The organism is Aestuariirhabdus sp. LZHN29 (genome assembly GCF_049985285.1).
GTDB lineage: Bacteria > Pseudomonadota > Gammaproteobacteria > Pseudomonadales > Aestuariirhabdaceae > Aestuariirhabdus.
The window spans coordinates 495,036-512,645 of record NZ_JBNIEU010000001.1 but is presented as its reverse complement, the minus strand read 5'-3'; the positions used below and the strand labels follow the sequence as shown (position 1 = coordinate 512,645).

At 57.9% G+C, this 17,610-nt stretch carries 23 protein-coding genes; 22 read left to right on the top strand and 1 reads right to left on the bottom strand.

All coding sequences use genetic code 11. The features are described 5' to 3' along the window. Positions 1–3 precede the first annotated feature (3 nt). The 11 genes from ACP3PW_RS02425 (at position 4) to ACP3PW_RS02375 (ending at position 7,030) form a co-directional block, all read left to right on the top strand. Positions 4–357 (top strand): VOC family protein, encoded by a 354-nt coding sequence (locus ACP3PW_RS02425; RefSeq protein WP_426415067.1) that lies wholly within the window; start codon positions 4–6, stop codon positions 355–357. Then, complete coding sequence (locus ACP3PW_RS02420; protein ID WP_426415066.1) at positions 357–1,661, top strand: hypothetical protein; 1,305 nt, start codon at positions 357–359, stop codon at positions 1,659–1,661. The genes ACP3PW_RS02425 and ACP3PW_RS02420 overlap by 1 nt, the downstream gene beginning before the upstream one ends. Before the next feature lie 198 nt (positions 1,662–1,859). After that, a complete protein-coding gene (locus ACP3PW_RS02415) occupies positions 1,860–2,186 on the top strand; it encodes a CidA/LrgA family protein (RefSeq protein WP_426415065.1) in 327 nt (108 codons plus the stop codon). Beyond that, positions 2,179–2,898 (top strand): LrgB family protein, encoded by a 720-nt coding sequence (locus ACP3PW_RS02410; protein ID WP_426415064.1) that lies wholly within the window; start codon positions 2,179–2,181, stop codon positions 2,896–2,898. The genes ACP3PW_RS02415 and ACP3PW_RS02410 overlap by 8 nt, the downstream gene beginning before the upstream one ends. A 229-nt stretch (positions 2,899–3,127) precedes the next feature. Next, positions 3,128–3,604: a peroxiredoxin gene (locus ACP3PW_RS02405; protein ID WP_426415063.1), complete on the top strand. Its 477-nt coding sequence runs from the start codon at positions 3,128–3,130 to the stop codon at positions 3,602–3,604. 40 nt (positions 3,605–3,644) lie between these two features. Continuing rightward, the gene (locus ACP3PW_RS02400) at positions 3,645–4,295 is read left to right on the top strand and encodes a DUF2959 domain-containing protein (protein WP_426415062.1); all 651 of its coding nucleotides are present in this window, start codon (positions 3,645–3,647) and stop codon (positions 4,293–4,295) included. A gap of 2 nt (positions 4,296–4,297) precedes the next feature. After that, positions 4,298–4,552 (top strand): hypothetical protein, encoded by a 255-nt coding sequence (locus ACP3PW_RS02395; protein ID WP_426415061.1) that lies wholly within the window; start codon positions 4,298–4,300, stop codon positions 4,550–4,552. 60 nt (positions 4,553–4,612) lie between these two features. Next, positions 4,613–4,942 carry a quaternary ammonium compound efflux SMR transporter SugE gene (gene sugE, locus ACP3PW_RS02390; protein ID WP_426415060.1) on the top strand — a complete coding sequence of 110 codons (330 nt, stop codon included), beginning with the start codon at positions 4,613–4,615 and terminating at the stop codon, positions 4,940–4,942. Positions 4,943–4,964: 22 nt separating this feature from the next. Then, positions 4,965–5,417: a hypothetical protein gene (locus ACP3PW_RS02385; RefSeq protein WP_426415059.1), complete on the top strand. Its 453-nt coding sequence runs from the start codon at positions 4,965–4,967 to the stop codon at positions 5,415–5,417. A gap of 185 nt (positions 5,418–5,602) precedes the next feature. Further along, positions 5,603–6,385: a DUF4350 domain-containing protein gene (locus ACP3PW_RS02380; RefSeq protein ID WP_426415058.1), complete on the top strand. Its 783-nt coding sequence runs from the start codon at positions 5,603–5,605 to the stop codon at positions 6,383–6,385. Positions 6,386–6,445: 60 nt separating this feature from the next. Continuing rightward, a complete protein-coding gene (locus tag ACP3PW_RS02375) occupies positions 6,446–7,030 on the top strand; it encodes an FMN-binding negative transcriptional regulator (RefSeq protein WP_426415057.1) in 585 nt (194 codons plus the stop codon). 65 nt (positions 7,031–7,095) lie between these two features. Here the strand turns inward: ACP3PW_RS02375 and ACP3PW_RS02370 are convergent, their stop codons facing one another. Further along, on the bottom strand, positions 7,096–8,181 hold the full coding sequence (locus ACP3PW_RS02370) for a tartrate dehydrogenase (protein WP_426415056.1): 1,086 nt from the start codon (positions 8,179–8,181) through the stop codon (positions 7,096–7,098). Between the two features lie 114 nt (positions 8,182–8,295). Here ACP3PW_RS02370 and ACP3PW_RS02365 point away from each other — a divergent pair, with 114 nt between their 5' ends. The 11 genes from ACP3PW_RS02365 to alr all read left to right on the top strand — a co-directional run bounded on the left by ACP3PW_RS02365 (position 8,296) and on the right by alr (position 17,553). Continuing rightward, positions 8,296–8,718, top strand: a complete 423-nt coding sequence (locus tag ACP3PW_RS02365) for a hypothetical protein (RefSeq protein ID WP_426415055.1) — start codon at positions 8,296–8,298, stop codon at positions 8,716–8,718. Positions 8,719–8,803: 85 nt separating this feature from the next. Beyond that, a complete protein-coding gene (locus ACP3PW_RS02360) occupies positions 8,804–9,343 on the top strand; it encodes a serine acetyltransferase (protein WP_426415054.1) in 540 nt (179 codons plus the stop codon). A 100-nt stretch (positions 9,344–9,443) separates the two neighbouring features. Beyond that, positions 9,444–9,932, top strand: a complete 489-nt coding sequence (locus ACP3PW_RS02355; protein ID WP_426415053.1) for an FKBP-type peptidyl-prolyl cis-trans isomerase — start codon at positions 9,444–9,446, stop codon at positions 9,930–9,932. 236 nt (positions 9,933–10,168) lie between these two features. After that, positions 10,169–10,957 (top strand): putative hydro-lyase, encoded by a 789-nt coding sequence (locus tag ACP3PW_RS02350; RefSeq protein ID WP_426415052.1) that lies wholly within the window; start codon positions 10,169–10,171, stop codon positions 10,955–10,957. A 47-nt stretch (positions 10,958–11,004) separates the two neighbouring features. Continuing rightward, positions 11,005–11,733 carry a 5-oxoprolinase subunit PxpA gene (locus ACP3PW_RS02345; RefSeq protein WP_426415051.1) on the top strand — a complete coding sequence of 243 codons (729 nt, stop codon included), beginning with the start codon at positions 11,005–11,007 and terminating at the stop codon, positions 11,731–11,733. Beyond that, positions 11,733–12,422, top strand: a complete 690-nt coding sequence (pxpB, locus tag ACP3PW_RS02340; RefSeq protein ID WP_426415050.1) for a 5-oxoprolinase subunit PxpB — start codon at positions 11,733–11,735, stop codon at positions 12,420–12,422. Before ACP3PW_RS02345 ends, pxpB begins: the two co-directional genes overlap by 1 nt. Beyond that, positions 12,419–13,378 (top strand): biotin-dependent carboxyltransferase family protein, encoded by a 960-nt coding sequence (locus ACP3PW_RS02335; RefSeq protein WP_426415049.1) that lies wholly within the window; start codon positions 12,419–12,421, stop codon positions 13,376–13,378. The genes pxpB and ACP3PW_RS02335 overlap by 4 nt, the downstream gene beginning before the upstream one ends. Before the next feature lies 1 nt (position 13,379). After that, complete coding sequence (locus tag ACP3PW_RS02330) at positions 13,380–14,276, top strand: glutamate cyclase domain-containing protein (RefSeq protein ID WP_426415048.1); 897 nt, start codon at positions 13,380–13,382, stop codon at positions 14,274–14,276. After that, positions 14,263–15,177 carry a LysR family transcriptional regulator gene (locus ACP3PW_RS02325; RefSeq protein ID WP_426415047.1) on the top strand — a complete coding sequence of 305 codons (915 nt, stop codon included), beginning with the start codon at positions 14,263–14,265 and terminating at the stop codon, positions 15,175–15,177. Before ACP3PW_RS02330 ends, ACP3PW_RS02325 begins: the two co-directional genes overlap by 14 nt. A 317-nt stretch (positions 15,178–15,494) precedes the next feature. Then, the gene (locus ACP3PW_RS02320) at positions 15,495–16,352 is read left to right on the top strand and encodes a D-amino acid aminotransferase (protein WP_426415046.1); all 858 of its coding nucleotides are present in this window, start codon (positions 15,495–15,497) and stop codon (positions 16,350–16,352) included. A gap of 109 nt (positions 16,353–16,461) precedes the next feature. Then, positions 16,462–17,553: an alanine racemase gene (alr, locus tag ACP3PW_RS02315; RefSeq protein ID WP_426415045.1), complete on the top strand. Its 1,092-nt coding sequence runs from the start codon at positions 16,462–16,464 to the stop codon at positions 17,551–17,553. Positions 17,554–17,610 lie beyond the last annotated feature (57 nt).

Sequence of the window (17,610 nt, the reverse complement as noted above, 5' to 3'; positions counted from 1 at the left end):
GCAATGCATCAACATGAAACCATCAACTACGTTGAGTTTCCCGCGCGGGATATCGCCGCGGCGAAACAGTTTTTCGGGGCGGTGTTTGGCTGGTCGTTTACCGATTATGGCGAGGAGTATTGTGCGTTCGACGGGGCCGGAATCAATGGCGGCTTCTACCGTGCCGACCTTGCCGCCAGTACCGCTAATGGCAGCGTATTGATCGTGTTCTACAGCAACGATCTGCAGCAGACACAAAGCAAGATCGAGCAAGCCGGGGGTGCCATTGTGAAGCCGGTGTTTGCCTTCCCCGGAGGGCGTCGTTTTCATTTCAGCGATTCCTGCGGCAATGAGTTTGCGGTCTGGTCGGACCGGTAGTGACAGCCGGGTCCTTCTGGCAATCCAAAATAGTGCCGCTGGCTGGCGGCCTGATTTTTTGTGGGTTATCGCTGGTCATAGCCATTATTGCCGGAGCCCCGCTGCCTTTGGCCGTGGCCGGTGTCGCCTACTGGGGTGCGGTTGTACTGTTATGGCCGCGGTTGGCGCGGCGCAACCGAGTACAGTCCATGACACTGCTGGTGGCGGGGTTTGCGGCACTGGGTTGGGGCCTGCAACGGGGTGCAACATTGGATGTGCAAGCACTGCTGGCGGGCAACAGTGCCCTTATCTCCATGCTGGTGGCGGTCAGTTTCCTGGCGCTGATCAGCCGGCCAGAGCAGGAGGCGGGTGAGAAGCTGCCCCAGGGAAAGCATGCGGTTGCCTCCTCCTTGCTGGCGGTACATCTGTTTGGCGCGGTGATTAACCTGTCGTCGGTGTTTATTATTGGTGACCGCATCTCCCGGAGGTTGAAGCTTGAGCGTGCCCAGGTGGTGGTGTTGGTGCGAGGATTTTCTGCAGCGGCTTTCTGGTCGCCTTTTTTCGCCGCTATGGCGGTGGCGCTGAGCTACGCCCCCGAGGCGAGCTTGCCGCGTTTATGGTTGGTCGGGATGCCCCTGGCGGCAGCGGCTTTGTTGTTGACCGGGTGGCAGGTGGGGAGGGGCCAGCAGGGGCCGGTGCATGAGTTTACCGGGTATCCGATGCACTTTGGCGGCTTGTGGTTGCCCATGTTGCTGGCGGCGGCTGTATTCGTCGCCCACGCGCTATACCCGTCCCTTTCGGTGCTGGCATTGATCACCCTGTTGGCACCTCTGCTGGCCGCAGTGGTGCTATCGGTGCGTCGTAATCCGCTGGTTCGATTGGTAGCCGGTCACTGTGGGCAGCGCCTTCCCCAGATGGGTAACGAATTGACGCTGTTTCAGGCGGCCGGCATTTTGGGGTATGGATTGGAGCGCTTGTCGGTCACCTTTGCCAGTGAATTTCCCCTGCAGCAGTTTGGTGCGCCCGAAGCCACCGTAGCCTACGTGGGGATCGTGATCATGGCGGTGGTTGGGGTGCACCCGATTATCAGCATCGCGTTGGTAGGGTCGTTGTTGGCCCCGCTGGAGCCAGACCATACGCTGCTGGCGCTGGTGTTTCTCTCCTCCTGGGCGCTGGGGTCGGCGGTGGGTCCGCTATCGGGGATGAACCTGGGTATGCAGGGGCGCTATGGTGTCGATTCATTCCACATTATGCGATGGAACCTGGGGTACACGGCGCTGATGTCGGTACTGGTGGTGGGGGGGGTCTGGTTCATCGCCCCCTAGGTGGTTTCAGTTATTCCACTTGGTGGAAGTTTTATCCCATTGTGCGGAGATGACCGGGCAGAAGCGGGGTATACTGGTGGGGGAGCGCTCCTGCGGATACGCCTGTTTTGAGCGCTTCCCCCTATTGCGGTTGTTCAACCGCCAGAGAGGTGACCTATCGCGTTTCTTAATGGCATTACCCTGTTATTACTGTGCCAGTTGTTGGGAGAGGTCTCGGTGCGGTTGTTGTCTGTACCGATTCCGGGGCCAGTGGTCGGTCTGTGTTTGCTGCTGCTAGGGTTGCTTGTGCGTCGCCGTGTTGACCCGCCCCTGCAAACGGCTTCCGCTGCGTTGTTGGCCCATCTGTCGCTACTGTTTGTTCCCGCCGGCGTCGGTTTGATGGTGCATATCGATCGCATGGGTGCCGAGTGGCTGCCTATTGCGGTGGCGCTGGTTGTCAGCACGCTGATCGGTATGGTGGTTACCGCTCTGGTGATGCAGGGGCTGCTGCGGTGGGCTGCCCGGGGAGAGAGTAACGATGGTTAACACCGATCTGGCGGCGATTTGGGTTTACCTGAGCGCGACGCCCCTGCTAGGGCTGACCCTGACTCTGGTGGCATACAGCCTCGGCCACCGCATCTATCATGCCACTGGTACCCACCCCCTGTTGAATCCGGTGGTGACCAGTGTGGTGTTGGTGATCGCCGTACTGTTACTGTCCGGCACCCACTATGAAACCTATTTTGAGGGCGGCCAGTTTGTCCATTTCCTGTTGGGGCCGGCGACGGTGGCGCTGGCGGTTCCGCTCTACCAGCAGCGGGAGCGGTTGCGAAAGGTCTGGTTTCCCCTGCTTGGCGGGCTGTTGGCGGGGAGCATCTCGGGGGCGATCAGTGCCCTGCTGATCGCACGGGGGCTGGGGGCCAGCCTGGAAACGCAACTCTCCCTTGCGCCCAAGTCGGTTACGGCGCCGGTTGCGATGGGTATCTCCGAGCAGATCGGCGGTCTGCCCTCCCTGACCGCGGTGTTGGTAGTGAGTACGGGGATACTCGGTGCAGTAGTGGGAACCCGCTTGATGGCGTTGCTGGGGGTTCAGGATGACAGCGTCAAGGGGGTTGCTATGGGAGTTTCAGCCCATGGCATAGGCACCGCGCGGGCGTTTCAGGTGAGCCAACAGATGGGGGCGTTTTCCGGTCTGGCGATGGCGTTGTCGGCCTGTATTACCGCGCTGATATTGCCATCACTGTTGAGTTTTTTTTAGCGTCGGAATCATATGAGTGTTTGTCGTATTGGTGGAAGGTCTGCGCTGTGGCGTAGTGGCGGGCCATGGTTAAAGACCATAGTTACAGGCCATGATTGCAAGCTATGGCTGCTACCTTGACGGGAAGTTGCAGCGGGGCTGGGTGTGGCTGGAAGCGTGATCTTCGCTTGACTCCCCTTGGCATCCACATAGACTGGGTAATCGGTATTTTATTTATAAGGTGTGGCGTATGAGCGTACAGGTAGGCGATAGAATCCCCTCTCTAACCCTGCAGGTTATGGGAGTCAGCGGCCCCGAAGCGGTCACCACCGAGTCGTTGTTTGGCGGTAAACGCGTGGTGATGTTTGCGGTTCCGGGTGCCTTTACTCCCGGATGCTCCAAAACTCACCTGCCGGGCTTTGTGGTGCAGGCCGATGCCATTAAGGCCAAAGGTGTCGATAGTATTATCTGTACCTCTGTGAATGATGCCTTTGTGATGGCCGCCTGGGGGCGGGACCAAAATGCACAAGGGATTATTATGCTGGCAGATGGCAATGGCGAGTTGGCGACCTCATTGGGATTGAGTAAGGACGCCTCGGCGTTTTTTATGGGAACGCGCAGCAAGCGTTACGCCATGATCGTGAATGATGGCGTGATTGAGCGGTTGAATGTGGACGAAAAAGGCATCGATCTGAGCAGCGCGGAAACCACCTTGAGTGCGCTCTAGTCAGGTCTTTGCACACCATCAAAAAATCAAAGGAGTGAGCATGACTACGATTGGACGATCCCTGGCAATGGCCGCCAGCCTGTTACTGTTGAGCGGCTGCCAAAGCACCTATTACAGTGCGATGGAGCAGGTAGGCGTTCACAAGCGCGACATCATGACCGATCGCGTGGAGGAGGCCCGTGATGTGCAGGCTGAGGCGAAAGATCAGTTCAAGTCGGCGTTGGAACGTTATCGTTCGGTGGTCACGGTGGAGGATCAGGCGCTGGCGGATAAATATGATCTGCTTAACGATGAGTATGAAGCCAGCCGCGATGCGGCGGAGGCGGTAAGCGATCGCATTGCCGCCGTAGAAGATGTATCGGAAGCCCTGTTTGATGAGTGGCGCGACGAACTCAAACTCTACTCCAACGCCAGCTTGCGCAAGCAGAGTGAGAGTAAATTGGTGAGCACCGAGCGCAAGTACAAGAGCCTGCTCAAGGCGATGCGCCGCTCGGAGGCCAGCATGAAACCGGTACTGTCGGCGTTGCAGGATCAGGTGCTGTTTCTCAAGCACAACCTCAATGCTCGCGCGATCGATTCCCTCAAGGGAGAGCTGAAATCCATCCAGGGCAATGTGGGACGTCTGGTCGCCGAGATGGAGCGCTCCATCGCCGAGTCGGAAGCTTTTCTTAAAACCTTGCAGGAGGGGTGATCATGGAACTGTCCGTCGAGCTGAGTTTTTATCCGCTGCAGGATGACTACAAGGGGCCGATTTTGGCGCTGATCGATGAGCTGGGCCAAGAGGGCGAGCTGGCGGTGGTACCCAACCGCATGAGTACTCAATTATTCGGGGAGTACGATCGGGTGATGGCAGCCCTGTCCCGTTTGATGAAACGCTCTTTTGAAGCCTATGGCACGGCGGTGTTCGTTGCCAAATTTATCAATAGCGATCGGCGTCCCAGAGATTGATCCGGATAATTGGGTGCCCGGGCTCTGTTGGTTGATTACCCATGAAACGCTGGAGGCAAAATGGCCTGGATCTATCTGTTCGTGGCAGGGTTACTCGAGTGCGGCTGGGCTATTGGGCTCAAATATACGGAGGGCTTTTCCCGGCCGCTACCTTCACTGCTGACGATTGTGGCGATGGGGGCCAGTTTCTGGCTGTTGTCGCTGGCCATGAAATCGATCCCCGTGGGCACCGCGTATGCGGTATGGACCGGCATCGGCGCGGTGGGTGTTGCGGTGCTGGGAATGCTCCTGTTTGACGAGTCTCGCGAATGGTTGCGAATCTTTTGCTTGCTGTTGATCGTCTGCGGTATTGCCGGGTTGAAGCTGGCATCAATGCAGTCGTCAGTATAACTGCAGGGGGCGAGGGCGGTAGATGTCGGAGCAGGATAAGGGGGTCGAGGAGGTTCGTGTATTCAAGGAGTTCGTGCGCGTCGCGGGCTTGCCGATAGAGATCGATACTGTCCGTAAATGCTATCCCCCCAAACCGGATATACGCTGTCGTTACCATGGCGGGGAGTGGGTGTATTTCGAACTGACCGAGTTGTGCGATGAGAACCTGGCCCAGCTGGATGGGAGGACGCTGTTGCAGCGCAGCGATCGCCTTTGGGTAGCAGATCCCGCCGAGCGTATTGTGCGCAAGAAACTCAGGAAGCACTATCCTGTCTCCAGGCCTGTGGAGTTGCTGTGTTACAAACGGGGCCGCCTGGCTGCACCCGATAGCGAGATGTTGGCCCTGATTCGCCCTTTGGTAGTGCAGTATCCCGGCCCCTTCACGCGAGTCTGGTTCTTTGGTGAACGCCTGGCACAGATGGTGTGGTCGGTTTGATGAACCCTGGATAAGCCGTCTTCAGTCGCCGGTGTGCATCGAGCGCCTCCAGCCCCTGATTATGGGACTAACAGGGATCTATCGAGTGGTTGGCCGTGAACACAGCGCAACGCGCAAGATTGGGGTAAACTGGTTTTTTTGCGGAGCGCTCATGGCGGCCCGCCCAACCACTGATGGATCTCTTCATGCTACGGATGCCGGTGCGCTTTTTCTCTCTCTGGATTGCTCTTCTTCTAAGTACCTCAGCGGCTGCCGCAACGGTGTTGGTGGATGAGGGACACGGCCAGCGGTTCTCGGTGAACCGCCAGGGTGAGCTGCAGTTGAGCGGTCTTGCTGCACTTATTGAAGGCGCAGGACACAGGGTGCAGACCCACTATCGACAACTCAATGATGCTGACCTGGCCGGTGTCGATGGTCTGATTATCTCCGGTGCCTTCTCCTCCTATACCCAGCAGGAGATCAAGGCGATCCGCCAGTTTGCCCACGGCGGTGGTCGAGTCGCGATCCTAATTCACGTGGGTCCCCTGAACGGCCCGTTACTGGCGGGGTTGGGGGTAATGGTTTCCAATAGTGTGCTATTTGACATGGAAAACAGCGTGGGCCAGAACGGACTCGATTTTTCGGCACGCAAGCTCGACCCCCACCCTCTGTTCGAGGGGCTCGACAGTTTTAATCTCTACGGTGCCTGGGCGCTGAATGCCTCGGCGGTAACCGCCACCAATATCGCCTTCACCGGCGAACAGGCGTGGATCGACCTGGAGGGGCGCCGGTTGCCTGAAAACAATCCAGTCGGAAGCTGGGCGGTGGCCGTATCGGTGGGGATGGGGTTGGGTGAGGTGGTGGTGTTTGGTGACGATGCGATTTTTCAGAACCGTTTCCTGAAGGAGAACAATCGTCGTCTCGCCAGCAATCTGGTCACCTGGCTGGTGGGCGGGAAGCTGCCGCCGGCACAGACCGCCGCGCTTTAGTTATCCTCCCTCAGTCGGTGTAATCGGCGCCGGCTAGCGGCGTTAAGGAACCATGGTGTTATGTACGTTCCCAAACATTTTGCAGTAACTGATCGCGACGAACTGCACCGATTTATCGATGCCAACGGGTTTGGCCAGCTTATTTCCAATGCGGGCGGTAGGCTGTTTTCCACCCATATTCCCTTTCTGTTATCGGCTGACAACAGCAAGCTGCTCGGTCATCTGGCGAAACAGAATCCACAGCTTGAGGAGGTTGACGGGCAGGAGGTGTTGGTCACCTTGCAAGGAGCGCACGATTACATTTCGCCTGCCTGGTACGCCAGCCCGGGGGTGCCGACCTGGAACTATCAGGCGGTACATGTCTATGGTACCTGCAAGATAATCGATGACGCGGATGCGGTGCAGACTATCGTCAATGCGCTTACCCATAGGTACGAATCGGAGTACGAGAACCCGTGGCAGCCGCAGTATAAGGCCTCTATGCTCGGAGCCATTGCGGGTATTGAAATTACCATTGGCGAGCTTCAGGGCAAGTATAAGTTGAGCCAAAACCGCTCCGCGAAAGACAGGCAACAGGTGGTGGAGCAGTTAACGCTGAACGGCTCGACTCAGCTGGCAGCGGCGATGGGGCGTAGCGAAAAATAGGCATCCGCCGAATCACTGCCAGGTGTTGTTACCTATCCCGTGATGGTCTCCTCTTTGCGCTCGACTCAAAGCTTCCTGATGGCCGCAGCGATCGCCTCGCCCACCTCGGTGGTTGAGGCCTTGCCCCCGAGATCCGGCGTGTGCGGGCCTTTCAGTAGCACCTTTTCCATAGCGCTAATAATTGCGTCATGGGCCTGCTGGTAGCGCCGGTCTCCGTTGCCAAGGAAGTCGATCATCATGGCTCCAGACCAGATGGTGGCGATGGGGTTGGCAATGTTCTGTCCATAGATATCGGGTGCGGAGCCGTGTACCGGTTCAAATAAAGACGGCGTGGAGCGCTCCGGATTGAGGTTGGCCGAAGGCGCAATCCCGATGGTGCCGGCGCAGGCGGGGCCGAGATCCGAGAGTATGTCACCAAACAGGTTAGATGCGACCACCACGTCGAAGCGTTCGGGGCTAAGCACAAAACGCGCGGCCAGGATGTCGATGTGGTATTGGTCGACGCTAATGTCGGGGTAGTCTTTGGCGTTATGTGCCATGCGTTGATCCCAGTACGGCATGCTGATCGCCATGCCGTTGGATTTGGTGGCCGATGTCAGGTGCTTTTTTTCTCGCTGCTGGGCCAGCTCAAGGGCGTAGCGCTGAACCCTGTCGACGCCTTTCCTGGAGAAGGTTGACTGTTGAATAGCCACCTCGCGCTCTGTGCCGGGGTAGAGGATGCCGCCGATATCGGAGTATTCCCCTTCGGTGTTTTCCCGTACCACCAAAAAATCGATATCTTCCGGCTTTTTCCCCGCCAGCGGGCAGGGAACGCCGGGCATCAGTTTGACCGGACGCAGGTTAATGTACTGATCGAACTCGCGCCGAAACCGCAACAGTGATCCCCATAAGGAGATATGGTCGGGTACCACCTGCGGCCAACCCACGGAGCCAAAAAAGATCGCTTCAAATTCGCTCAGGGTAGAAAACCAATCCGGGGGCAGCATCTCGCCGTGGCGTTGATAGTAGTCTGCACAGGCCCAATCGAAATAGCTCCATTCGATATCGATGTTGAAGGCGGCCGCGGCGGCCTCAAGCGCTCGAATTCCCTCGGGCATCACCTCCTGGCCTATTCCATCACCGGCGATTACTGCGATCTTGTGAGAGGGCATACGCTATCTCCTGTGTGTAAGGGAGCTCACATCATAGCGAATCCTTACCGGATTGCTATTCGCCTTCGGATAGGGACAATGTTACTGCTCTATCGGTGATATGGGGGAGGGGAGATGCGCGGATGGTTACTGGTTTTTGCCGTGTTGGGGCTCGCGGGCTGCTCGGCGCTGGCGTATACGCCTGTTGTTGGAACGACTGTTGTGGGTGCGGATCGCGAGTCGCTTAATGATCAGCCGGAGTACCGGGAGTTTATCGAGGCCCCTCTCGCGTTGGTCCCTACCCCCGATCGGGAGTGGTCGCTTAGGCGTTTTAATGGTGGCCGCTATTTTGTCGAGCTTTCCGGGTACTCTAACCAAAGCACGGAACGGATTTGTATGCTGGGCGATGGCGATTTGGTCATTGAGGAGATATTTCAGGATCGCATTAATGGGGGAGTTCATTACCAGGGGCGGGCGCGCTGCGGCGCAACTGGTGGGTGGATTAAGGTGCCGAGAAATCACTGGTATCCCGAGGGGTTTGCGCCCGTAGTGGAGTGAGTTGGGTGGCGGGGGTACAATGTTTGCCGTCGATTTCTCACTATCACCTTTCTCTCCATCGATCTGGCCGCCAAGGAGCTCCGGGATGCCAACTCTGAAGGACTACTTTCATGTCGAAATTATTGGTGGCAAGGAGAAGAAATTCTCCTGGTGGAAGGTGTTTCGCCGTGCTCGGCGCAGCAAACGATGCAATTACCTTTTTTGGTTTCGCATAGCCAACCAGTTACATGGCAGTAATAATCGTACCCTGAAGTCGCTTTCCAATAGCCTTGGCAACTGGCTGGTACGGCGTTACAGCATTGAGATCATGTTGGGAGCTGATATCGGTGAAGGGTTGGTCATCGGCCATAATGTGGGCATCGTGATTACCAATGCAGTAAAAATAGGGAAAAACTTCAGCGTGCTGCAAAACACAACGATCGGTAGCGATGGAAAATCGGAAGCGCCGGTAGTGATCGGTGACAACGTGAGCGTGGGAGCCAATAGCTGCATTATTGGTTCAGGTATGCGAATTGGTGATAATGTGACGGTAGGAGCGATGAGCTTCGTAAATAGAGATATTCCCGATAACCATACCTACATTACCGAAAAGATTTCCAGGTGTTGGGTTAAACCCAACCAATAGTTTCAGTTCAATCATGGGTCTTCGGGAGAACCCGGTATCTGTACAGAGAGCCTCCTCGCCTCCAGGTGAAGGCCATTCAACACAACAGGACAATATGCAGGTGAAACGCGTGGTTAATATTTTGATTGGTGTCGCCATTGTGGCGGCGGCATTTTTTTTGATTCAGTCGGTGACCTCCAAGGGCCAGAAGGCCGCAGAGGAGAATGTTCGCCTCGGGCAGGAGTTTCTGACTGAAAACGCCAAGGCCGAAGGCGTGCAAACGACCCCTTCCGGTTTGCAGTACAAGGTCCTGGAGGCCGGGTCTGGCAGCGAGCACCCTGACGCCAGCGACACGGTCAGGGTCCACTATCATGGCACCCTGATCGACGGTAGCGTATTCGATAGTTCGGTGGAGCGTGGAGAGCCCATTAGCTTCGGACTGGGGCAGGTCATTCGAGGCTGGACCGAGGGTTTGCAATTGATGGTGGTAGGGGAAAAGACGCGGCTCTATATTCCCAGCGAGCTGGGTTATGGCAACCGCTCGGCGGGTTCAATTCCTGCTGGATCGGTGTTGATCTTCGATGTTGAGCTGTTGGGCATCAACGAGTAGCGTCCCAGGCCACTGCAGGCAGCCGGTCGGCCGCCTGCCTGGGTGCGGCGAGTCGCGCTGAGTATGGCGCGCGCAGCAGGGTAACGCTGGGCTGAGGATTGCCAATTTGCTCAAACTGATAAAGAATGCTTATCAGTGGTGCCAGCAACTATCCATTGGACAGCAACCGTTGGCCGGAGAGACACTGAGCCCTGTTTTTGACCCTCGGCGCTGACGCCGACCCGTAGGAGTTCTTTATGACCCAGCACGTGACCGCGCAAGAGCTGCGCCAACGTATTCGACGTGGTGAACATACCGGCAATACCTCCGGTTTTGCCCCCGGCTTTGTGCAGGGAAATCTGTGCATCTTGCCAAAGGATTGGGCCAACGACTTTCTCCAGTTTTGCCAACTCAATCCCAAGCCTTGCCCGCTGGTTGGGATGGCGGCCAATCCCGGTGAGTACCGTATACCGGCCCTGGGCGAGGATCTGGATATTCGCAGCGATATACCGAGCTACCGTATCTTTCGCGATGGTGAGCTGGTCGAGGAGGTTGCTGATATTAGCGACCATTGGCGTGACGATCTGGTGACCTTTGTGCTGGGCTGCTCCTTCTCGTTCGAGGAGGCCTTGCTGGCGGATGGGCTTGAGGTGCGCAATGTCACCGAAGGGGTCAACGTGCCGATGTATCGTACCAATATTGCGTGCAATAGCGCTGGGCGGTTTAGCGGTACGATGGTGGTCAGCATGCGCCCCATGAAGGCGGCAGATGCGATACGTGCGGTGCAGATCTGCACCCGATTTCCTTCGGTACATGGTGCTCCGGTGCACCTCGGAGACCCAGCGTTGATTGGGGTGAAGGATATCGCTGCGCCAGACTTTGGTGACGCGGTGACCATTAAGCCCGGTGAGCTGCCAGTATTCTGGGCCTGCGGTGTGACGCCTCAGGTAGCGCTGGAACAGGCGCGGCCGCCCTTTTGTATTACCCATAGCCCAGGTGCCATGCTGGTGACCGATCTGCCCAATAGTCGCCTTGCGGTGATGTAAAAAAATATTTATAAGAGCGGCGCGGTCGGCGCTAGCGGGAGTTGGCGATGTTACGTTTGAATTGTGATCTGGGTGAGAGCTTCGGTGCCTGGACCATGGGCATGGACGCGATGGTCATGCCCCATATTGACCAGGCCAATATCGCCTGCGGGTTTCATGCCGGCGATCCGGTGATCATGCAGCAAACCCTGGCCCTGGCCAAGCAACATGGTGTGATGGTGGGTGCCCACCCCGGCTATCACGACCTGGTTGGTTTCGGACGTCGTTCAATGAACTGCCAGCCCCACGAAATTGAAGCGCTGCTGATGTATCAGGTGGCAGCTCTGGATGGTATGGCGCGGGTGCAGGGCATGGAGCTGGAATATGTAAAACCCCACGGCGCGCTCTACAACGATATGATGGCAAACGAAACTGTGCGCGGTGCCATTATGAATGCCATCGCCAGTTATCACCGGCCGGTCGTGTTGATGCTGCAAGCAACACCGCAAGCCGAACAGCACCAAAAAGAGGCCCGCCAGCATGGGATCGAGCTCTGGTTCGAAGCCTTTGCTGACCGCTGTTATGACGATGATGGACGCCTGTTGGCGCGTACTCGAACGGGGGCGGTGCACTCCCGCCAGCGGATGCTGGAACAGGTGCAACAGTTGGCTACCGAGCAGGCGGTCACCACCGTCAGCGGTCATCGCTTGCAGTTGGTGGTGGACACCCTGTGTGTGCACGGCGATAACGCCGAGGGTATCGCTGCGATTCAAGAGATTCGCGAGGCGATCTCCTGATGCGTATCGAGGTGGCAGGCGAGAGTGCCTTGATCGTCTATTTTGGCTCCCTGGCAACACCCGAAGTGTCAGCGCAGGTGCAGCAGGCGGCCCAGGCTTTGCGTTTAAGCCTGGGCCGCCTGTTGGTGGACCTGGTGCCCTCCTATGCTTCCCTGTTGGTGATCTACGATCCGTTACAAACCGATCATTTTGCGGTTAAGGCGGCGATCCATGCCTTGCCCGTTCTAAGTGGGTCTGGGGCCGAGGGGGAGGGGCGGCTGGTGTCCCTGCCGGTTTACTATGCCGAGGAGTCGGGCCCTGACCTGGCTTCCCTTGCCCGGCGCGCTGACCTCAGCATAGAAGAGGTGGTGCAGCTGCATCAGCAGGCGGAATACAGGGTCTATGCCATCGGCTTCGCTCCAGGTTTCGCGTACCTCGGCGAGGTCGACCCGCGCATTGCCGCCCCAAGGCTGGCAACACCCCGCCAGCGAGTGCCCCGTGGCGCCGTTGCCATTGCCGACCGCCAAACGGCGGTCTATCCGGCTGTATCCCCCGGGGGGTGGAATCTTATCGGACTCTGCCCTCAACGTATGTTTGACCCGTCAGCCGAGCCCAGTATGCCGGTTGCCGTGGGTGACCGGGTGCGTTTCGAGGCGATCGATCGTGAGCAGTTTTTTGCCCTGGGTGGCCAGTTGGGAGAGGTGGCATGAGCGGAGCCATGGGTGCACTGTTGGTTAAACAGCCGGGATTGCTGAGTTTGCTACAAGATGGTGGCCGTTTGGGGTGTCATGGTATTGGCCTGACCTGCGGCGGCCCCCTGGATCCCTGGGCGTTTCGAGTCGCCAATCGCTTGTGTGGTAATGCAGATACTGTAACCGCGCTGGAGGTCAGCTTTGGCGGGCTGGTGCTGGAGGCCGAAGGCGATTCGGTAGTGGCCGTTACGGGCGCCGAGCTGGACCTTAAGGTCAATGGTGAGATGCGGTCCCTATGGTGCAGTCATCGTATTCGCCAGGGGGATCGCATTGAGCTGGGTTATGGGCGCAAGGGGACCCGCGCCTATCTTGCGATTGCTGGTGGGTTTATCGTTGCGCCCCAGTTTGGCAGTACTGCAACCGTAGTGCGCGAAGGGGTGGGGGGGCTTGATGGCGGCGCGGTCAAGCCGGGTGACAGGCTCGCCTTCGTCCCCTGTTCCGCTCCTCAGGGTTGGCGGCTGCCAGCAGAGCTGCGCCCCGGCTACGGTGATTCGGTGACGCTGCGGATGGTGTTGGGCTATCAGCAGGAGGCGTTTAGCCGTGAACAGCAGCTGCGTTTCTTTCAGGGTGAATACCGGGTGACCGATCGCTCTGATCGTATGGGGTTTCGTCTCGACGGCCCGCCGATCACCTCCACACTGGATGGCATTCTCTCCGAGGGGATCTGTCACGGCGCCATTCAGGTACCCGCAGACGGGCAGCCTATTGTGCTGCTGAACGATCGGCAGACGATCGGAGGTTATCCGAAATTGGGGTCGGTGATCGCCGAGGATACGGCGCGCCTGGCCCAGCTCGCTCCGGGTGCTTGCATCCGTTTTGAATCCATCAGTCAGGAGCAGGCCCATAACTTGTCCGCGTTAGCGGCTGCTCGTTGGCAGCGTCTTACGCTCGAACCCGTTCCCCTGGAGCCATAAAATGACTAATGCTCGTACTGAAGAGATGAAGCTGACGGCGGAAGCTGAGCTGGCGTTGAGCTACCGGGTTGAGGATCTGTTGGTAGCTCGCAATTTGCGCGGAATGAAAACGGTTCAGCCTGCGCTGGAGCCTGGGTACTGTCTGCGAGCGGCCCACCTATTGCGCAATTGTCGGGGGGTAGTGTTGATCGGCACCGGCTTTCCGGTTGTCGATACTTTTGAGACCGACGGCCCTGTCGGTGCGTTGGCGCTCTACCACAGTTTGGAGGCTCTAGGGGCCGAGCCCATTATCGTGTGCGGAGCGCCCATATCCCGAGCTTTGGCGACCAAGTATCGAGTGCACGAGATTCGCGTAGGAGATCACAGCGAACGCGAGCAGGAGGCTAAAAAGGCCCTGTCGTACTTCCAGCCCGAGGCGATTATCTCTATTGAGCGCCCTGGCATGGCGAGTGACGGTGAGTATTACAATATGCGCGGCGAGAGTATCAGCGCGCGAACCGCCTGCTTCGATACGTTTATGATCCATAGTGACTGCCCGACCATCGCCATCGGTGATGGAGGTAACGAGATCGGCATGGGGAATGTGAGCCAGGCGTTAAAGATGCTCGATATCACGCCAGCAGCGACCGGCTGCGATGAGCTTATCGTGGCCGACGTTTCCAACTGGGGGGCCTATGGCATTATTACTTTTCTGTCCCGCTGGAGTGGAGTGGACCTGCTCGCCATGATAAAGCCGCTGCAAATATTGCAGTACCTCTCCGCGCTTGGCAGCGTCGACGGCGTTACCCGGGTCAACGAGCTGACCGAAGATGGGCTGGTGGTGGAGGAGGGGGAATCGCTGCTGTTGCAGTTGCGCCGGGTGAGTGGTTTCGAGCCAGCTGACGATGCGGATTCGTAATCTAAACAGCTTTATCAAGGTGGCCAGTCTCGGCAGTTTTCATGCCGCGGCGCAGCAGCTTCACGCTTCACAACCCGCCATATCGGCGCGAATTGCGACCCTCGAAGAGGAGTTGGGTGTGCAGCTTTTTCAGCGCGACAAGAGTGGCACCCGACTGACAGCGCGAGGTAAGCAGTTGCTGCCTTATGCCCGCAAGCTGGTGGCGGTCCAAGAGGAGATGAAAGCCCAGTTGGGCGATGCAGCACCCCAGCGGGGTGTGGTTCGAGTCGGGGTGGCCGACACCCTTGCCCAGCTATGGATAGCGCCACTATTGGAGCGTTGGCGGCAGCAGTTTCCTTTGCTGCAGTTCGAGATCACTACCGATCTGTCCCACGAGTTGTGGCGTGCGCTGCACGAGCACGAGCTGGATCTGGCGCTGATGGTTACCGAGCAATACAGTAGTGAATTGGTGGTTGAGCCCCTGAGTGCTTGCCTGCAATGCTGGGTCGCGTCACCTGCGCTGGGGTTGGATGGCAGCGACGGGCTGGAGTTGTTACTACGCCAGCCGATTCTCAGCTTTCCACGCAATACGCGCCCCTGGAGGTACCTGCAAGGGTTGATCTCGTCCTTGGGTCATGGTGACGCAGCCGCCGGCTCGCTGGAAGAGCCGGTCCTCTATACTTGCAGCTCGGTGGCGAATTTACAGGCTTTGGCAGAGCAGGGTTGTGGCGTGGCCCTGTTGCCGCAACCCTTGGTAGAATCCGCTTTGGCGCGGGGAGCCCTGGAGCGAATAGCGTTAAAACCCGAGCCGCCCGAACTGGAGTTTTGTTGCGCCTGGCGCCTGGATGATGAGCGCTTGTTGCCTGGGCTGCTGGCCGAAGAGGGGCGCCAGCTGATGAGTCTCCCGGGAGCCGATCTGTAGGCGTACCGGTCACCCACCGGGGTAATCATGCCCCGTAAATATTGGAGGTTAAGGGGTAAAGGTAGTGAATAATTCAGGCTATTCTTGTTTTTCCAGGGTATCTGTCGGTAGGGTGGCTAATAATAGGTAATAACTCTTTTGAAATCGAAGTATCCTGTTCGGCCCTGTTGGCGCCGGACGGATAAGCGCCGCTGGCGTGCATCGTTGTGAAATAATAGGGGTGACAGGAGTTGCCCGCGTAAGAACGTTCCCGGGACGGAATTGTATCGGCGTCGGTGATGCTGAAATGACTAACCATCGAATGTGAGTGTTTTCCTATGAGTATCGTTTACCTGAATGGATCCTATCTGCCCATCGAAGAGGCGCGTATTTCTCCGCTGGATCGGGGTTTTTTGTTTGGTGATGGCATCTATGAGGTGATCCCTTCCTATGAGGGGCGGATGGTTGGTTTTGGCCCTCACATCGATCGCATGCAAAACGGCTTGTCGGCCCTGGGGATTCAATTGGGGTGGGATCATGGGCGGTGGAGAGAGGTCTGTGAGTCCCTGTCTAAGCGCAATGGTGGCGGTAATCTGGGGATCTATCTACACGTGAGTCGAGGTGCAGACACCAAGCGGTTCCATGCATTTCCTGAAGGCGTCGAGCCCACCGTATTTTGCATGGCGTTCGAGATACCATTGCCGCAGAAGGCGGACCGTGCGAGCGCCCATGGTTATAAGGTGTCGGTCGGCGAAGACCTGCGTTGGAAGCGTTGCAATATCAAATCTACGGCGCTGCTGGGGAACGTGCTCCATTTTCAGGAGGGGCACGCTGCGGGTAACAATGAGATCATCCTGTTTAATTCGGCTGGCATGCTGACGGAAGCGGGGGCTTGCAACGTCTTTATTGTTAAGAATGGGGTTGTCATTACCCCCAAACTGGATAATCAGATTTTGCCGGGAATCACCCGTTTGATGATTCTTGATATTCTGCGTAAGGAGGGGTCCATTGCGGTTGAAGAGCGGGACGTCAGCCGCGACGAGGTGATGGCCGCAGATGAGGTGTGGATCACCAGTTCCTCCAAGGAGATGGCTCCGGTTATCGAAGTGGATGGCAAGCCCGTTGGTGATGGACGGGTCGGTCTTGTCTGGGAGCAGGCCTCCAAGCTCTATGGCGCGGCCAAGTTCGATTATTGAGTGTGCGAGTTAGGCACCCGAAAGCCGCTGGGCTTTCGTTTTACCGGCGCAGCAAACTGGGTCGGTTTTTTACTCGTTGTTTTCCCGTAGCCTGATCAGGAGGTTGCCGATGGGACGCCCCGCCAAAGCCTCAATTGACCTCAACGCCCTGCGGGCCAACTACCGCCTGGCGCAGCAGGTCGCTCCGCAATCGAAGAGCATTGCCATTGTTAAAGCCAACGCCTATGGACATGGCTGTGAGGCCTGTGCGCGAGCGCTGGAGCCACTGGTGCCCGCGTTTGGTGTCGCCTGTATTGAGGAGGCGCTGAAACTAAGGGCGGCGGGAATTACTAAGCCGATCCTCCTGCTTGAGGGCAGCTTTACCGCCGATGAGGTGGCGATTGCGGCGCGGGAAGATTTTTGGGTGATGGTGGAAAACGATCAGCATGTTGAGCAGGTCCGCGCCAGTCACCCGGCGCACCCGGTGCAGGTGTGGATAAAGGTCGACACGGGTATGCACCGCCTGGGTATGGCGCCGGCGTCGCTGCCAGCGATCTATGCTCAACTCAAGGCGCTGCCACAGGTGGCGGGAGAGATCGTTGTAGCGACCCATTTTTCCAGTGCTGATATGTTGGACGATCACTCGACCATCAGCCAGATGGAGGTTTTTTCCCGAGCCTGCGAGGGGATCAATGCTCCCCGCAGCATGGCGAACTCCGCTGCGCTGATGGGCTGGCCCGATGCCCGCGCCGACTGGAACCGGCCGGGATTTATGCTCTATGGTGCGACACCCTTCGGTCGCCCCCATGAGGTGGCCGACCAACTCCGCCCGGTGATGACCCTCAGTAGTGGCGTTATCGGCCTGCGCAAGGTAGCGGCCGGATCTGCAGTTGGCTATGCCCGCAGCTGGGTGGCGAGTCGCCCCTCCATAATTGCCACGGTAGCGATCGGTTATGGTGATGGCTACCCGCGACACGCCCCCAGTGGCACCCCGGTTCTGGTCAATGGGCAGCGAGCGCCGCTGGTGGGCCGGGTATCGATGGATATGATTACCGTCGATGTCACCGATCTGCCGCCGGTATCGCTGAATGATCCGGTGGTGTTGTGGGGAGGAGAGCTCCCGGTCAACGAGGTCGCGAGTTACGCCGGAACCATCGGTTATGAACTGCTGACACGAATGACCGGCCGGGTGCCGCTCAGCTACCGGGGTGGTGACGAGTAAGGCGGGTTTAAGCGTTGCGGAAACTGATGTCGCTCGGCTAGCATGGACAGGAGTACT

Coding starts and splice junctions, on each gene's coding strand:
- ACP3PW_RS02345 (WP_426415051.1), top strand. CDS start 11,005: ATGTTACGTTTGAATTGTGATCTGGGTGAGAGCTTCGGTGCCTGGACC.
- ACP3PW_RS02400 (WP_426415062.1), top strand. CDS start 3,645: ATGACTACGATTGGACGATCCCTGGCAATGGCCGCCAGCCTGTTACTG.
- ACP3PW_RS02405 (WP_426415063.1), top strand. CDS start 3,128: ATGAGCGTACAGGTAGGCGATAGAATCCCCTCTCTAACCCTGCAGGTT.
- ACP3PW_RS02370 (WP_426415056.1), bottom strand. CDS start 8,181: ATGCCCTCTCACAAGATCGCAGTAATCGCCGGTGATGGAATAGGCCAG.
- ACP3PW_RS02330 (WP_426415048.1), top strand. CDS start 13,380: ATGACTAATGCTCGTACTGAAGAGATGAAGCTGACGGCGGAAGCTGAG.
- ACP3PW_RS02380 (WP_426415058.1), top strand. CDS start 5,603: ATGCTACGGATGCCGGTGCGCTTTTTCTCTCTCTGGATTGCTCTTCTT.
- ACP3PW_RS02325 (WP_426415047.1), top strand. CDS start 14,263: ATGCGGATTCGTAATCTAAACAGCTTTATCAAGGTGGCCAGTCTCGGC.
- ACP3PW_RS02395 (WP_426415061.1), top strand. CDS start 4,298: ATGGAACTGTCCGTCGAGCTGAGTTTTTATCCGCTGCAGGATGACTAC.
- ACP3PW_RS02360 (WP_426415054.1), top strand. CDS start 8,804: ATGCCAACTCTGAAGGACTACTTTCATGTCGAAATTATTGGTGGCAAG.
- pxpB (WP_426415050.1), top strand. CDS start 11,733: ATGCGTATCGAGGTGGCAGGCGAGAGTGCCTTGATCGTCTATTTTGGC.
- ACP3PW_RS02320 (WP_426415046.1), top strand. CDS start 15,495: ATGAGTATCGTTTACCTGAATGGATCCTATCTGCCCATCGAAGAGGCG.
- ACP3PW_RS02425 (WP_426415067.1), top strand. CDS start 4: ATGCATCAACATGAAACCATCAACTACGTTGAGTTTCCCGCGCGGGAT.
- ACP3PW_RS02365 (WP_426415055.1), top strand. CDS start 8,296: ATGCGCGGATGGTTACTGGTTTTTGCCGTGTTGGGGCTCGCGGGCTGC.
- ACP3PW_RS02335 (WP_426415049.1), top strand. CDS start 12,419: ATGAGCGGAGCCATGGGTGCACTGTTGGTTAAACAGCCGGGATTGCTG.
- ACP3PW_RS02375 (WP_426415057.1), top strand. CDS start 6,446: ATGTACGTTCCCAAACATTTTGCAGTAACTGATCGCGACGAACTGCAC.
- ACP3PW_RS02385 (WP_426415059.1), top strand. CDS start 4,965: ATGTCGGAGCAGGATAAGGGGGTCGAGGAGGTTCGTGTATTCAAGGAG.
- sugE (WP_426415060.1), top strand. CDS start 4,613: ATGGCCTGGATCTATCTGTTCGTGGCAGGGTTACTCGAGTGCGGCTGG.
- alr (WP_426415045.1), top strand. CDS start 16,462: ATGGGACGCCCCGCCAAAGCCTCAATTGACCTCAACGCCCTGCGGGCC.
- ACP3PW_RS02410 (WP_426415064.1), top strand. CDS start 2,179: ATGGTTAACACCGATCTGGCGGCGATTTGGGTTTACCTGAGCGCGACG.
- ACP3PW_RS02350 (WP_426415052.1), top strand. CDS start 10,169: ATGACCCAGCACGTGACCGCGCAAGAGCTGCGCCAACGTATTCGACGT.